The sequence below is a fragment of the Maledivibacter halophilus genome (genome assembly GCF_900167445.1).
Classification (GTDB): Bacteria; Bacillota; Clostridia; order Peptostreptococcales; family Caminicellaceae; genus Maledivibacter; species Maledivibacter halophilus.
Map to the genome: position 1 here is coordinate 403,862 of NZ_FUZT01000003.1, position 14,471 is coordinate 418,332.

The following is a 14,471-nucleotide window of genomic DNA, read 5'->3' on the forward strand; positions in this document are numbered from 1 at the left end:
AAATAATTATGCAATTTGCTCAAATAAATTTTTCTTTGTATTTATATAAAAAATTAATCTTATATGGAAGTTTTTCTATTTTACTTTTTAAAAGCTTATAGTATTTGTCTTTAAATAAATCATATTCATCATAATAGTATCTAGTTGCTATTTCCCAAATGTCCTGGGGAAATTGAATAAAGGAAAATATTATCTTATATTCTATTTCCCAAAGCTTTCTAACACTATTATACTCCTCTAAAATTATTAGAGCCTTTTGAAAGTCCCAGTTTAGTTTATCTAAAGCACTTACAATTAGACATGCTATGTCATAACATCTTAATCCAAATCTACAATTATCAAATTTTATTATATTAAATTCTCTATTTTCATCTAAAATTATATTTTTATAATTATACTCCCCATGACAAAGAGCCCTTACGGCTGCTTCTTTTCGACAAAGGTCAAAATATCCATTTTTCTGTAGCATTTTTACTGACTCAATTCCCATATCATAAAGCAAATCTATATTATTTAACAGTAAATTATCTATATTACTTTTAACATCCCTCATTTTTATAAGGCTTTTTATATATAAAAAATCCTCACATCTATCCAGATAAACTTTTTGAAGTTTTCCTATATCTGATTCAAGTTCACCGGATGCAAAAGAAATAATTCCCCTTGTAAGCTCATGGAATTTGGCTAAACATGCTGCTGCCTGCTTTAGTTCATCGACATCATTGTAATTACATTTTTCCCCTTTTACCCATCTTGTCATAACATAATAATTTTTATGATACTGTATATATGGTCTTTTATTAAACACCATATATCTGTCTAGATTTTTAAAGCCCTTACGAACAAGATTTTCCTTGACATCATGAATAAAAAGAACTTGAGTTATGCTATAGTTAATTTTTTTTAAGTAGAAAATACCTTTATCAGTATGTACAACCTGGTTTTTATTTATTGGAATACTTCTGATTAATCTGCAATCAAACTTGTTAACAATTTCATTTATCTTATCCCTCATATTTACACATCCTTATATATAAACTAAAATCTTTACTTAAATCCATATAAAGTAAGTCTTTATTTATGCATGCCTCTATAAATGTACGCCAATAAAACTTAAGAAAGGAAGGAGCCTCTGAGGTTTTCTTTTGAGCGATTTTTATAAACCTGTTTATCCTTTTTACTATTCGATTTAAAACAGGTTTATTACATGAGCCAAAAGGATTCTCAGTGGCTCCGACCGCAAATTAAACTTTTAAAGGCGTACATTTATATAGATGTATGACTGAGAAACTATATATTTAAATCTCTATATATAATTTTATATTATACTTAAATGAGGAAATTGCATAATTCTGACTTGGCTGGATTGCATATGCGAATATTATCCTTAAGTTAATTATTTAGAATTAAATATATTTCGGTGGTATGTCTTTGGAGATTTTAAAATTATATGTAGTAGATAGTTTTTACAGAAGGTAATTATGCAATTTGCTCAAATAAGTATGTTTTTTTTTTATATATATGGGTAATAATGTTCTTAGGAGGTGTATTAAATGAAAAAAGTTGTTGTTTTTACTAGTAGCACTTGACCACATTGTCATACTGCGAAAGAGTATCTTTCAGAGAAGAACGTAGAATTTGAAGAAAGAAATGTTCAAACTGATCCACAAGCAAGAAAAGAACTTGTTAAAAGAAGAATCATGGGTGTTCCTGCTATATTTATTGACGATGAAGTAATTGTTGGTTTTGATAAAAATAAGATTGATGAATTACTTTTGTAAATCTTTAAAAGGACCATTAAACTGGTCCTTTTTTGTGTTAAATATAAAGATAAAAAATTTATTTTGCTTGTCATAATATAGCCCTATTATTCTTCATCTTCTTCATCATCGTATCTATCAATGACAAATTCAAAAAATCCTCCCTCGTCCTCTTCCTCAACTTTACTTTCTGTGCCTTGAGAATCAAGATCACTTTCATCTAGAGCAGACATAATTTGCATCATTCTAATCATACTATCAATTTTTTCAGCATTGGGAAAGTTTTTTCCACCTATATTTCCTAACATTGGACCTACTAATTGTATCATGTCCTTAATGCCCATGTTTCCTCCATTTTTTCTTTTTTCATTCATGGTCTTATTTACTTCATCAAATTTATCTAACATAGTTATGGTATTTTTAAAGTTTTGCATATTTTTCTTAGTTGGTTCATCCATAAATTGTTCAAGAGCACCCAGCATATGTAAAGCTTTTTGCCTTTGGTTCTTGAATTTTACAGGTTTTTGAGAACCATCAGATGAACTTCTAGCCATATCACTTCCAAACTCCTTTACAGTAGAAATTTTGTGCATTGCAGATAAAAAATTAGAGAGTTTATTCAACATAAGCGAATTATCAGAATTCATATAAGGACTAACTGAATCTACCATATTCATGGCATTATCTATATCCTGCGTTGACAATTGCATATTAAATAGCATGTCTGTTAATTCATTTACTCTTTTCTTTATATTATCCATTATGGGAAAATCTGTACCATTTTGGTTAATCATAAATATAAACATTATAGGCAGCAATAATTCCTTATCTAGTCCAAATATTTTACTACTACTTTCTTCTTTTATTTTTTTATCTTCATTTTCACTGAAATTAGTTAAATCTTCCATATTATCGCCCCCTACATTATGGGTAATCATATTTTTATATTATGCGTGAACGTTTCTTTTTGTTACGCATATTATGTTTAATATAAACATTGACACTGTTTCCCTGTAGTAAATTTTATTCAATTGGAGGTTTTAATATGAGAAAAGACATGAATGAAAGAAAATTTAAGAAAATGAAGGAATCCGTTGAAGAGTTAAAGGAAGCGTATAAGGGCAGAAGCGGAGATGAACTAATTAATGAGGTTAAAAAAATTAGAGCTAATATGAGCGATGAAGAGTTTAGAAGGCAAATAGCTTCTTTGAATAAAATAAGGGACTTTTTAAGTGAATCCCAACAGAGAAAGCTAGATAAGCTTATAGAAATGTTAGAAAATAAGTAAAAAATCTATATCAAAAGGAGGTTAATTCATGAATAATTTATTTGGCGGCCGTGGCCTATTTGAAGGTGGTAATTTAATTCTCTTCTTATTATTAATTATTCTCGTAGGTGACTGCTTATGCAATTATGATTGTGATCCAAAATGCTAATTTAGTCTGTTGTGCTAGTAAATCAAATTATTTATTCTAATATTCACATTTCTTTTTACTTTGGAATAATATATTATTGAACCAACCATAAAGGTAGATAGCCGCAGGAAAAAATAATTTTTAATTTCATTTATCTTTATAAGGGTTTAATAAGCCAGAAGGGAGGTTGAATATATGTCTTGTGGTGGTGGATATCATGGTGGTGGTAATTTAATTCTCTTCCTATTATTAATAATTCTTGTAGGTGATTGCCTCTGCTTCGATGGATGCAATATTTGTTAATACTGCTTTATCCTTTAACAATTGAAATAATATTAGCTGGGGTTTTGCCTCAGCTTTTATTTTTATATCTAGGAACATTTTCCTTATGTTCTGAATAATATGTTATTGAGCTAGGCAAGCTCAATAAGTAATTAAGGAGGTCAATTTTATGGCTAATGGCTATGGACGCGGCGGTATTTTTGGTGGTGGTAATCTAATTCTTTTCTTGCTATTAATCATTCTTGTAGGTGACTGTCTCTGCTTCGATGGATGCAATATTTGCTAATAGCAATTTAATTTATTTAAAATAAAGGCTGAAATTTTCCTAAGCCTTTATTTTTTTATATAATCACACTTTGTATATTTCCTGAATAATATGCTATATATAGACAATTCAAAATCATATTGTTGTCTATATAATAATAATTATCTATGCAGCAATATGAATACTTCTAAAATCCTTTAAAATATATAAAGCAAGCTGATATAACTTAGTTTTTTGGTAAGGAGGGAAATATATATGTCTGGTGGTTATGGTTCTTTTGATAATGGTAACTTAGTTCTTTTTCTACTGTTACTAATCCTTGTAGGTGACTGTCTCTGCTTTAATAAATACTAAATTTCAAATAACAAGATTTTTTCACTATATATAATTGACTTTAAAAAGTATTATAAATTAAGGAGGTAAAATTAATGGGTGACAGACGTGGTTTATTTGATGGAGGAAATTTAATTCTTTTCCTATTATTAATAATTCTTGTAGGTGATTGTCTCTGCCTTGATGGTTTTGGTAGATGTTAATTTAAAATTAATTAGCTGAAGATTTATCTTCAGCTAATTAATCTATATGCATAAAAAACTTTTTTGTGCTATGTGTATTATTTTTTGTCTATATATTATCACTTTTTTTGATTCTATGAATATACTGTTAATGAGCTAGGGAAGCTTAATATTCGAAAAAAAGGAGGGAAATATATGGGTTGTGGTGGTGGATACAATAGTGGTGGTAATTTAATTCTCTTCTTATTACTAATTATCCTAGTAGGCGATTGTCTATGCTTTAATTACTAATTTTGGTAATTTGAGGATTTTAAAAGCTGAGGTCTTGCCTCAGCTTTTTTGGCTTTATACAAAATATTATGTAAAGAACATTTTATAAATAGCCAGAATATTATATTATTAACCATAATGAAATAAATTTAACCTGTTGTACTAATAAATTCTATCTATAATAAGGTATTGTAATCTATTAGGAGGTGTTATGGATGTCAAGAAGATATCATTCCAACTATCCCTGCCACGACAATAGTTTTATCTTTATTTTAATTATTATATTAGTAATCCTCTTTGGATTCGGAAACTGCGGCTATGGATGTCGATAATATATAAAATTACATTGATCTTTAGTTTTAAACATCACATTTTAGCCACATCAAGAGTAATATAATAGTATAATAACTCTTTCATTTTTAATTGGGGGTGCAGGGAATGGCTTTTGTAATCAAGGAAAGTAGATTAATCTTGTTTTTACTGCTCCTTATATTAGTTGGAGATCTCATTTGGGTAGATGATAGATATATTTATCCCAATAAACCCTATCATTAAATCAATCTACTTCATACAATAAGCTGAGCTTACCCTCAGCTTATTTATCCTTTACATCAAATTTATACAGCTTGTCCTTTACAGAAGTTACAATCATTTTACAATTCTATTACATTACAATTTTTGGATTGATTCCATGCTATAATAATATTAAGTAAAAAACGGTGAAATATCTTGGTGGTGATGGCATGGAAGTGTTAATGGTTATAATAATGATAGTAATTTATTTTTTACTTGATGCTTCTGATTATGAAAAAGAATCAGCTTCTAGTGACTTTGTTAAACAAAAGATGAGATAAGCTAAAAAGTATCCCTCCTCTTAATATAATATAAATTTGTAAAAAGACCTTTATTTAATATGCTTATGGTTTATTATAGTAGAGGTCTTTTTCATTTTTGTATTTATATAGTATTTTAACAAAAAACTCTCCCTAAATTTTCTTAGGAAGAGCTTTTTGTGTTGGAAATTTATAATTTTATTCTTATTTGTTTATATTCATAAATTTTCTTATTTGTTTATATTCATAAATTATTATACTATACCAAAGGATGCTGCAATAATAGTCACTATCGTAGCACAAAGGGGGATTACAACAGTACACATTCCAAGATCTGCATAGGACTGTTTGTGAGTAAGTCCTGTAATACCTAATAATGTTATAACTGCTCCATTATGAGGGAGTGTATCTAATCCACCACAAGCCATTGCAGCTATTCTATGAAATGCCTCGGGGCTTATGCCAAGGGCAGCAGCTTTTTGCATATATATATCCCCTAATGCTCCTAAAGCTATACTCATACCGCCTGAAGCAGAACCAGTTATACCTGCAAGTATACTTGTTGATGCTGCAAGGGAAATAAGTGGTGTGCCGGGAATAGCTAATATAGCTGCTTTAACCAGCGCAAAAGCTCCTAAAGATTTGATAACGTTTCCATAACCAACCTCTGATGCAGTATTGATTATAGCTAATAATGAACCATAGGCTCCTTGATTTACTGTATCCTTCATATCATTAATATTTTTACGGAATAATATTAATGCTAATATTATAGATGCCACAAGGGAAATTATTATACTCCATATACCTTTAACCTTATCTAATGTGGTTCCAAATTGTTCTAGATACCCTCCATCCATATTTGCAAAATATAGTTTTCCTAGCAAATAATTTAAAACTAGCACTAAAATTATTGGAGCTAATGCAGCAATAAAGCTGGGAAGCTTATCCATATCAAATTCTTTAATATCTTCTTTGTGTTCACCATATCCTTCTCCAGCTGCCATGGCCTTTTTAGAACGCTTTGTAAGCCAGAACATTCCTCCCCCAAACATAACAGCTGCACCTATAAGTCCAAGGAATGGAGCTGCCCATGCAGTGGTTTCAAAGAATGGCATAGGAATAGCATTTTGAATTTGAGGAGTACCTGGTAATGCTGTCATTGTAAAGGTAAAAGAACCAAGGGCAATTGCTGCCGGTATAAATCTTTTTGGAATATTTCCTTCTCTAAACAAAGCTGCTGCCACTGGGTAAACAGCAAATGCAACAACGAATAATGAAACTCCTCCATAGGTTAATATACCACAAGATAATACAACTGCTAAAATCGCTTTATCTTTTCCAAGTTTATTAGCTATGAAATGGGCTATTGATTTGGCTGCCCCTGAAGCATCCATTACTTTACCGAATATTGCACCTAATAGGAAGAGTGGGAAATAGGATTTTGCATATCCTGCAAAGTTTACCATGAATATTTCAGTATAGCTTGCCAATATAGGTAAATCTCCTGAGAACAGTACCGCCACCATTGCCAATATTGGTGCTAAAATAAGAACTGTGATGCCTCTGTAGGCTAAGTACATAAGTAAAGCTAATGAAATAATAATACCAATAACACCTAACATAATTTAACTCCCTTCATTACTATATTTTTTATAATTGCTAAGGGTCAGATGCGAAAATGTCACCTGCCCTTATAGAACACAAAATTTATTACTGAGCTTAATATTTATTATTTTTATATAGTAAGCCCCATTAATTCTTCTTTAAATATTCTTTCATCCATTTTCTTCAAATCATTAGGAACTATTGGTTTAAAGTCCATCAAATCCAAAATATCCCTTTGAAGATCTACACCTGGTGCAATTTCTTTTAAAATCAGTCCTTCTTCTGAAAGCTGGAAAACTGCTCTTTCTGTTATATATAAAACAGGGGTTTTATTTTCTATTGCATAATCACCACTAAATGTAATCTGCTCAACTTCATTTACAAATTTTTTAACTTTACCTTCCTTTTCTATAATAAGTTTTCCATCTTCTGTCTTAACCCTTAAGCCACCTGCTGTAAAGGTTCCACAATATACTACTTTTTTAGCATTTTGAGTAATATTGATGAATCCACCACAGCCTGCTATTTTAGGTCCAAACTTGGAAACATTGATATTTCCTTTACTATCACATTGAGCCAGTCCCAAAAAGGCTAAATCAAGTCCACCACCGTCATAAAAGTCAAATTGATATGGTTGATCAAGTATAGCTTCTGGATTAGTTGAAGCTCCAAAATCCAAACCTCCACCTGGAACTCCACCAATTGGCCCAGCCTCAACTGTAAGAACCATTTGATCTCCTTTTCCTTCTTCATTGGCAACCATTGCAATCACCTCAGGAACTCCTATACCAAGATTAACTATTGCTTTAGGTATTAGCTCCATAGCAGCCCTTCTGGCTATAATTTTTCTTTCATTTAGTGACAACGGTTTCATTGAATCTACAGGAATGAATGTTTTGCCACAGTAAGAGGAATCATACTTGGTTCCGTAGGTTTGCATATGATTTTCTTCATTTTCAATAACAACAACTGTATCTACGTATATACCTGGTATTTTTATAAGCTTTGGATCTAAAGAACCACTTTTTACCACCTTTTTAACCTGTACTATTACTTTTCCTCCTGAATTCTTACATGCTGCTGCTATTGAAAGGGCTTCAAGGGAAACAGCTTCTTCTTCCATGGAAATATTTCCATTTTCATCGGCATAGGTTCCTCTTAAAAGAGCCACATCAACTGGAAAAGCTTTGTAAAATAAGTACTCTTGCCCTTCAAGTTCAATAAGCTTAACAATATCTTCCTTTGTTACTTCATTTATTTTTCCACCTTGTAGTCTTGGATCTATAAATGTTTTTAATCCTACATGGGTAATAGTTCCTGGCTTACCAGCAGCAACATCTCTAAACATATGAGAAATTACACCTTGGGGAAGATTATAGGCCTGAATTTTATTTTCCAAGGCTAGTTTTTGTAATTTAGGAGCAAGCCCCCAATGTCCTCCAATAACCTTTTTTACCAATTTTTCATGACCTAAATGATTTAAGCCTTTATCCTTACCATCACCTTGCCCAGCTGCATAAACTAAAGTAAGGTTTTTAGGACTACCTGTTTCAAGAAATCGTTTCTCTAAAGCTATCTCTACTTCTTCAGGTACTCCTATACCAACAAATCCTCCAGTAGCCACTGTTGCATTATCTGGAATCAATTTTACCGCTTCTTCTGCATCCAATAGTCTAACTCCCATTTTCTTTTGACCTCCTCTATCATATTGTTAATAATTTATCTATATTCTTATATGTATTATGTTTAATAGCAAGTGTCATGCCAATGTTTATATTTATAGTTATTTAATTAACAAGGAGGCTATATGACTCTATTCCAAGGTTTTAGATGAGAAGATTTCTTTATCCATGTATAATAGGCAAAAAAATAATCAAGAAAGATGTATATGAAATATACATCTTCTTGATATATCAATAAATGCTTATTAGCCTATACAAAGGTATATATCATAGAGCGTAAACTATGTTTACATGTATTACTTTTATACAATTATTATTGCTTTTATGTGATGAATATTATAATTTTTTAGTACAAATTGTATCTTTCTATCTTTTTATACAATCCTACCCTACTTATTCCTAAGAGTTTTGCAGCTTTATTTTTATTTCCCCTGGTTTTTTGCAAACATTCACTAATAATTTCCCTTTCAACTTCCTCCACAATTGCCTTTAAATCTCTATCCCCCCCAGAATAAGTTTTGCTTTTTTGCTTGATTAACCTATTGGGAAGATGCTTTGCCTTTATTGTTAAATCTGAATCTAATAAATTAATAGCTCTTTCTAATACATTTTCAAGCTCTCTTATATTTCCCGGCCAATGGTAATTCCTTAAATAATTAATAGCCTCCTGAGATATTTCTTCAACATATATTCCCAGCCTATTGGCAATCTTCTTCTTCAGTTCATTGGCAAGAGTATCTATATCTTCCTTTCTTTCCCTAAGGGGCGGCAACTTAATGACCATAACGTTTAACCTATAGAAAAGATCTTCTCTAAATTCCTTTTTTTCAACTAATTTCTCCAAATCCTTATTTGTTGATGATATTATTCTAACGTCAATATTCTTTAGTAGATTTCCTCCAAGTCTTTCCACTTCTTTCTCCTGTATAACCCTTAATAATTTTGCCTGCATGGTCATAGACATATCCCCTATTTCATCAAGCAAAATAGTGCCTCCATTAGCCAGCTCAAACTTACCTTTTTTACCGCTCTTTTTAGCTCCAGTAAAAGCTCCTTCTTCATATCCAAATAATTCAGATTCCAATAATTCACTGGGTATTGCTGCACAATTTATTTTAACAAAGGGTCCTAAATTTCTTGAGCTTGCATTATGAAGAGCGTGGGCAAAGAGTTCCTTCCCCGTACCACTTTCTCCCAAAATCAGAACATTTGAATTTGTTTTTGCAGCTTTTTTAGCCATGGTTTTAACTTCAATCATTTTGGGACTTTTACCAACTAAATCATCGAAGGAGTATTTTGCAATTCTTTTATCATCTAATTCATTTTTATAATATGCTATTTCCTTTTCTAGCTTATTTATTTTTTTACTCAATAGTCTTAAGTCGCTAACATTTTTGAACATAACTTTACCAATTGCCCCAATTACTCTACCTTCCTTTTTAAGGGGTATACGGGTGGCAATCATTCTTCTTCCCTGTATTTTCTGTATTTCTGCCACTTCCATTATCCCTGTTTTTATTACAGTATGCATTCTGGTATTCTCTATAACTTCAGTTACGTGCTTTCCTTCAGGATTTGGGTCTTCTACAAATTCTTTGTATGCTTTACTCATCATTGTTATTATCCCATTTTCATCTACAACTACAATCCATTCATTAAAGGTATCCAATATTGTATTTAAAATATCAATATATACTTCATCTTCATCGAGTTTTCTGCTTATTTTATTGTAATCCGTTACATCCTGAAATAAAGCTATAGCACCTTGTATTTCTTCCTTATAAAATATTGGCAATCTGTTGACTCTAAATTGCCTTCCATTACTGGAAAATCTATAGTTTATCTCTTCACTTTTATTTTCTATAACCCTGATGAGCTTAGTATTTGGAATAACCTCCCTTATCTTTCTTCCCATAACCTTTTCAGACTTTATGCCAAGTAACTCCTCTGCAATACCATTAAGCATATTAATATCTCCATACTTATCTATACCTATTAAAGCCTCATTAATATTTTCTATTATTTTCCTGAAATATTCCTTGACAAATTCCAAATCTACACCTCCTCATTATATTAAATATATTTTATCCCTTAATATAGGGATTTAATTAAACTGAATATGTTAGTTCCTATCAAGGGGGTTTAAAAGATAATATTAGCATATACAATTTTGTCAAATTAAACAAATTGAAATTATGCAATTTCATCACCTCTTTAGATTTTATCATAGTATAGTAAAATTTTTTAGATTTTTAAGATTTCCTAGAAATAGAAAAAGATAATCTTCAAATGAAGATTATCTTTTTCTTTGTGGATATGTAGTGAAACAAATTGAAAGGCTAATTTATAAATCAAAAAAATTGTAAAAACATCGATATTTTTATGATATATGAATTAAATTTTGAAATTGTTTCACTATAGCTAATAAGTTATTGTACATTAGGGAGTCAATTTTAGGATATAGGGATTTAGTAAATGATGGAGGTTAAAAAAAGAGTAATTTCCTCATTTTTATAAATGACATGGCAGATTTCTATTGATACTAATATCCCTATATCCATAATTACCATTTGCTTTTAAATTGAAGCCTGATATCCAAGGGAAAGCTTGAATATCAAGCTTCAATTACCAATCCCCCGAAATATTCCAAGGGATTGGTAAATTTTATATTACTTAGATTCTTTAGCAGCAGCAAGTTCTTCAACTAGTAAAGGAATTACTTTGTTTAGATCTCCTACTATTCCTACATCTGCAACTTCAAATATAGGTGCCCCTGCATCTTTATTTATCGCCACTATGAATCCTGATTCTTCCATACCTGCTAAATGCTGTATAGCTCCTGATATACCGCAAGCCACATAAAGGTCTGGTCTTACAGTTTTTCCTGTCTGCCCTACTTGGTGGTCTCTGTCAATCCAGCCCGCATCTACAACTGCACGGGAAGCTGATACCTGACCTTCAAGACTATCAGCCAACTGCTTAAGAATTTCAAATCTTTCAGGGTCTCCGATACCTCTACCCCCTGAAACTAATACATTGGCTTCTTCAATATTAATTTTTTGTTTTACTTCTTTTACTACTTCTAATATTTCAACATTTCTATCTTCTTTAGAGAATTTAACTTTAACTTCTTCTACAACGCCTTCTCTATTTTCATCTTTTTCAAACAACGGCATAACTCCCGGTCTAACGGTAGACATCTGTGGTCTGTGGTCACCACAAACGATAGTAGCCATAATATTACCACCGAAGGCTGGTCTTGTCATTAACAAATTTTTGCTTTCTTCATCTATATCTAATCCAGTACAATCTGCAGTAAGTCCTGTATGGATTCTAGCTGAAACTCTAGGAGCTAAATCCCTTCCTATAGTTGTAGCACCGATTAAAAATATTTCTGGTTTTTCAGAGTTGATTACTTGGGCTAAAGCCTTTGCATATGGCTCTGTCATATAAATATCTAATGCTGGATCATCAACATATAAAACCTTGTCTGCTCCATAATGGATTAAAGTATTTGTTTTATCCTTTATGTTATTACCTAAAATTACTGCTGTAACTGTTTCACCTAATTTTTCTGCAATTTCTCTACCTTTTCCAATAAGCTCTAAAGAAACTCTTTGAATTTCTCCTTCTCTTTGCTCAGCGAATACAAAAACACCCTTATATTCTGCAATATTCAAGATACTCCCTCCTCATACTGTTTTAGTTCTAGTAGCTAGGTTATAGTTAACCGTTTGGGTCATTTTTATTGGCAATTGATTTTTAATTTTAAATTGAGTAAATTATATAATAAATTTCTCTTTTAATTTATCTACAATAATTTTTGCTGCATCCCTTGGCTCTAATTCATATACTTGACCAGCAGATTTAGCTCCCTTTGTAAATGATTTCTTAACCTTAGTAGGTGAACCCTTTAATCCTATATTCCCCATGTCTATTTCTATATCATTTAAACTCCAATTTATTATTTCTTTTTCTCTATAGGCATCATATATTCCGGCAACTGACATATACCTTGGTTCATTCATTTCACTAAGGGTAGTAATTAAGCAAGGCATTTTTGCCTTTATCCTTTGATATCCATCTTCAAAAACTCTCTTTAATATAAGGCTGTCTCCGTCCACTTTAAGATCTTCAACATAGCTTATTTGTGGAAGTCCTAAGTGTTCAGCTATTTGTGGTCCCACCTGAGCAGTATCTCCATCTATTGCCTGCCTTCCTGCTATAATCAAATCATATTCCAGATTTTTTACGGCTGCTGCCAATGTACTTGATGTAGCCCAAGTATCGGCACCGGCAAAAGCTCTATCACTTAATAAAATTGCCTTATCTGCTCCCATTGCCAAAGCTTCTCTAAGGGCTTTTTCAGCTTGAGGGGGTCCCATTGTAAGAACAGTTACCTCAGCTCCCATTTCATCCTTTAGTCTTAAAGCTGCTTCTAAACCGCTTTTATCATCGGGATTTATAATACTTGGTACTCCCTCCCTTATAAGTGTTCCTGTTTTAGGGTCCAATTTAACCTCTGTAGTATCTGGCACTTGTTTTATACAAACAACTATTTTCATTTTCAAAGCCTCCTTATCTCAACATATTTCCTGCTATAACCATTTTTTGAACCTCTGAAGTTCCTTCATAAATTTCCGTTATTTTAGCATCTCTCATCATTCTTTCAACAGGATATTCTCTTGTATAGCCATATCCACCATGTAATTGCACTGCTTTAGTTGTAACCTCCATAGCTGTTTCAGCAGCAAAAAGCTTAGCCATAGCAGCATCAGTACTAAAGCGTTCTCCATTTTCCTTAGCCATTGCAGCTCTATAAACCAAAAGTCTTGCCGCATCTACTTTTGTTTGCATATCTGCAAGCTGGAATTGAGTATTTTGGAATTTAGCAATTGATCTTCCAAATTGTTTTCTTTCCTTAACATATTTTACCGTTTCGTCAATGGCTCCCTGTGCTATACCTAAGGCCTGTGCTCCTATTCCAATACGCCCACCATCTAGGGTTTTCATAGCAATTCCAAAGCCCTTGCCTTCTTTTCCAATCAGGTTTTCCTTTGGTACTCTAACGTTTTCAAATATAAGTTCACAAGTTGCAGAACCCTTTATACCCATTTTTGATTCTTTTTTTCCAACACTGAAGCCTTCATAATCCTTCTCAACTATGAAAGCTGATATTCCTTTAACACCTTTACTTTTGTCGGTCATAGCCATAATTATATAAATATCAGCATAGCCTGCATTTGTTATAAATATTTTTGAACCATTTAATATATAATGGTCTCCATCCAATACCGCCTTTGTCTGTTGTCCTGCTGCATCGGTTCCAGCATTAGGCTCTGTTAATCCAAAGGCCCCTAATTTTTCTCCCTTTACCAATGGAATAAGGTATTTTTGTTTTTGCTGTTCTGTTCCAAATTCATATATTGGTGATGCTCCTAATGATGTATGGGCTGAAACTATAACCCCTGTTGTTGCACAGGCTTTAGATAACTCTTCTACAGCCATTGCATAAGCTAGGTTATCTCCACCTTGACCCCCATATTCCTTTGGAAATGGTATCCCTAAAAAACCGTATCGTGCTAATTTTTTTACAGTTTCTACAGGAAACATCTCTTGTTCATCAACTTCTTCTGCAAGGGGTTTGACTTCATTTTCTGCAAATTCTCTGTACATTTGACGTAGCATTTCATGCTCTTTTGAAATTCGAAAATCCATACTATTTCCTCCTCTAACCATCATATTTAAAAATAAAGTGAAGTAATAAATTATATACTGGAATTATATACTTTGTTTGTTTATTAATTAACGTTTTCACTTTAATCATAACTCTATTTCAAA

Annotated in this window: 11 protein-coding genes; 3 read left to right on the plus strand and 8 right to left on the minus strand. The window is 31.8% G+C overall.

Translation table 11 applies throughout. The features are described 5' to 3' along the window. Positions 1–19: 19 nt before the first annotated feature. Positions 20–1,015, minus strand: coding sequence for a CotS family spore coat protein (locus B5X81_RS07850; RefSeq protein ID WP_079490727.1), 996 nt, complete (start codon positions 1,013–1,015; stop codon positions 20–22). Between the two features lie 538 nt (positions 1,016–1,553). Here B5X81_RS07850 and B5X81_RS07855 point away from each other — a divergent pair. After that, positions 1,554–1,781 (plus strand): glutaredoxin family protein, encoded by a 228-nt coding sequence (locus B5X81_RS07855; RefSeq protein WP_079490728.1) that lies wholly within the window; start codon positions 1,554–1,556, stop codon positions 1,779–1,781. 86 nt (positions 1,782–1,867) lie between these two features. On the opposite strand, the gene B5X81_RS07860 is transcribed toward B5X81_RS07855, so the two are convergent. Next, entirely contained in the window at positions 1,868–2,668 is an 801-nt protein-coding gene (locus B5X81_RS07860; RefSeq protein WP_079490730.1) for a hypothetical protein, read from the minus strand. A 137-nt stretch (positions 2,669–2,805) separates the two neighbouring features. Here B5X81_RS07860 and B5X81_RS07865 point away from each other — a divergent pair, with 137 nt between their 5' ends. Both B5X81_RS07865 and B5X81_RS28380 read left to right on the plus strand, forming a co-directional pair. Beyond that, positions 2,806–3,048: a hypothetical protein gene (locus B5X81_RS07865; protein ID WP_079490731.1), complete on the plus strand. Its 243-nt coding sequence runs from the start codon at positions 2,806–2,808 to the stop codon at positions 3,046–3,048. A 2,178-nt stretch (positions 3,049–5,226) separates the two neighbouring features. After that, the gene (locus B5X81_RS28380; RefSeq protein ID WP_280175252.1) at positions 5,227–5,361 is read left to right on the plus strand and encodes a hypothetical protein; all 135 of its coding nucleotides are present in this window, start codon (positions 5,227–5,229) and stop codon (positions 5,359–5,361) included. A 233-nt stretch (positions 5,362–5,594) separates the two neighbouring features. On the opposite strand, the gene B5X81_RS07870 is transcribed toward B5X81_RS28380, so the two are convergent. The 6 genes from B5X81_RS07870 to B5X81_RS07895 all read right to left on the minus strand — a co-directional run bounded on the left by B5X81_RS07870 (position 5,595) and on the right by B5X81_RS07895 (position 14,348). Then, on the minus strand, positions 5,595–6,965 hold the full coding sequence (locus B5X81_RS07870) for a GntP family permease (protein WP_208985013.1): 1,371 nt from the start codon (positions 6,963–6,965) through the stop codon (positions 5,595–5,597). A gap of 113 nt (positions 6,966–7,078) precedes the next feature. Next, positions 7,079–8,632: an acyl CoA:acetate/3-ketoacid CoA transferase gene (locus B5X81_RS07875; protein ID WP_079490734.1), complete on the minus strand. Its 1,554-nt coding sequence runs from the start codon at positions 8,630–8,632 to the stop codon at positions 7,079–7,081. Between the two features lie 344 nt (positions 8,633–8,976). Beyond that, positions 8,977–10,683, minus strand: a complete 1,707-nt coding sequence (locus B5X81_RS07880) for a sigma 54-interacting transcriptional regulator (protein WP_139380273.1) — start codon at positions 10,681–10,683, stop codon at positions 8,977–8,979. A gap of 616 nt (positions 10,684–11,299) precedes the next feature. Then, entirely contained in the window at positions 11,300–12,310 is a 1,011-nt protein-coding gene (locus B5X81_RS07885) for an electron transfer flavoprotein subunit alpha/FixB family protein (protein WP_079490736.1), read from the minus strand. Between the two features lie 102 nt (positions 12,311–12,412). After that, positions 12,413–13,195 carry an electron transfer flavoprotein subunit beta/FixA family protein gene (locus B5X81_RS07890; protein WP_079490737.1) on the minus strand — a complete coding sequence of 261 codons (783 nt, stop codon included), beginning with the start codon at positions 13,193–13,195 and terminating at the stop codon, positions 12,413–12,415. Between the two features lie 13 nt (positions 13,196–13,208). Continuing rightward, positions 13,209–14,348, minus strand: a complete 1,140-nt coding sequence (locus B5X81_RS07895) for an acyl-CoA dehydrogenase (protein ID WP_079490739.1) — start codon at positions 14,346–14,348, stop codon at positions 13,209–13,211. Positions 14,349–14,471: the final 123 nt, after the last annotated feature.

Coding starts and splice junctions, on each gene's coding strand:
- B5X81_RS07860 (WP_079490730.1), bottom strand. CDS start 2,668: ATGGAAGATTTAACTAATTTCAGTGAAAATGAAGATAAAAAAATAAAA.
- B5X81_RS07865 (WP_079490731.1), top strand. CDS start 2,806: ATGAGAAAAGACATGAATGAAAGAAAATTTAAGAAAATGAAGGAATCC.
- B5X81_RS07890 (WP_079490737.1), bottom strand. CDS start 13,195: ATGAAAATAGTTGTTTGTATAAAACAAGTGCCAGATACTACAGAGGTT.
- B5X81_RS07870 (WP_208985013.1), bottom strand. CDS start 6,965: ATGTTAGGTGTTATTGGTATTATTATTTCATTAGCTTTACTTATGTAC.
- B5X81_RS07895 (WP_079490739.1), bottom strand. CDS start 14,348: ATGGATTTTCGAATTTCAAAAGAGCATGAAATGCTACGTCAAATGTAC.
- B5X81_RS07850 (WP_079490727.1), bottom strand. CDS start 1,015: ATGAGGGATAAGATAAATGAAATTGTTAACAAGTTTGATTGCAGATTA.
- B5X81_RS07875 (WP_079490734.1), bottom strand. CDS start 8,632: ATGGGAGTTAGACTATTGGATGCAGAAGAAGCGGTAAAATTGATTCCA.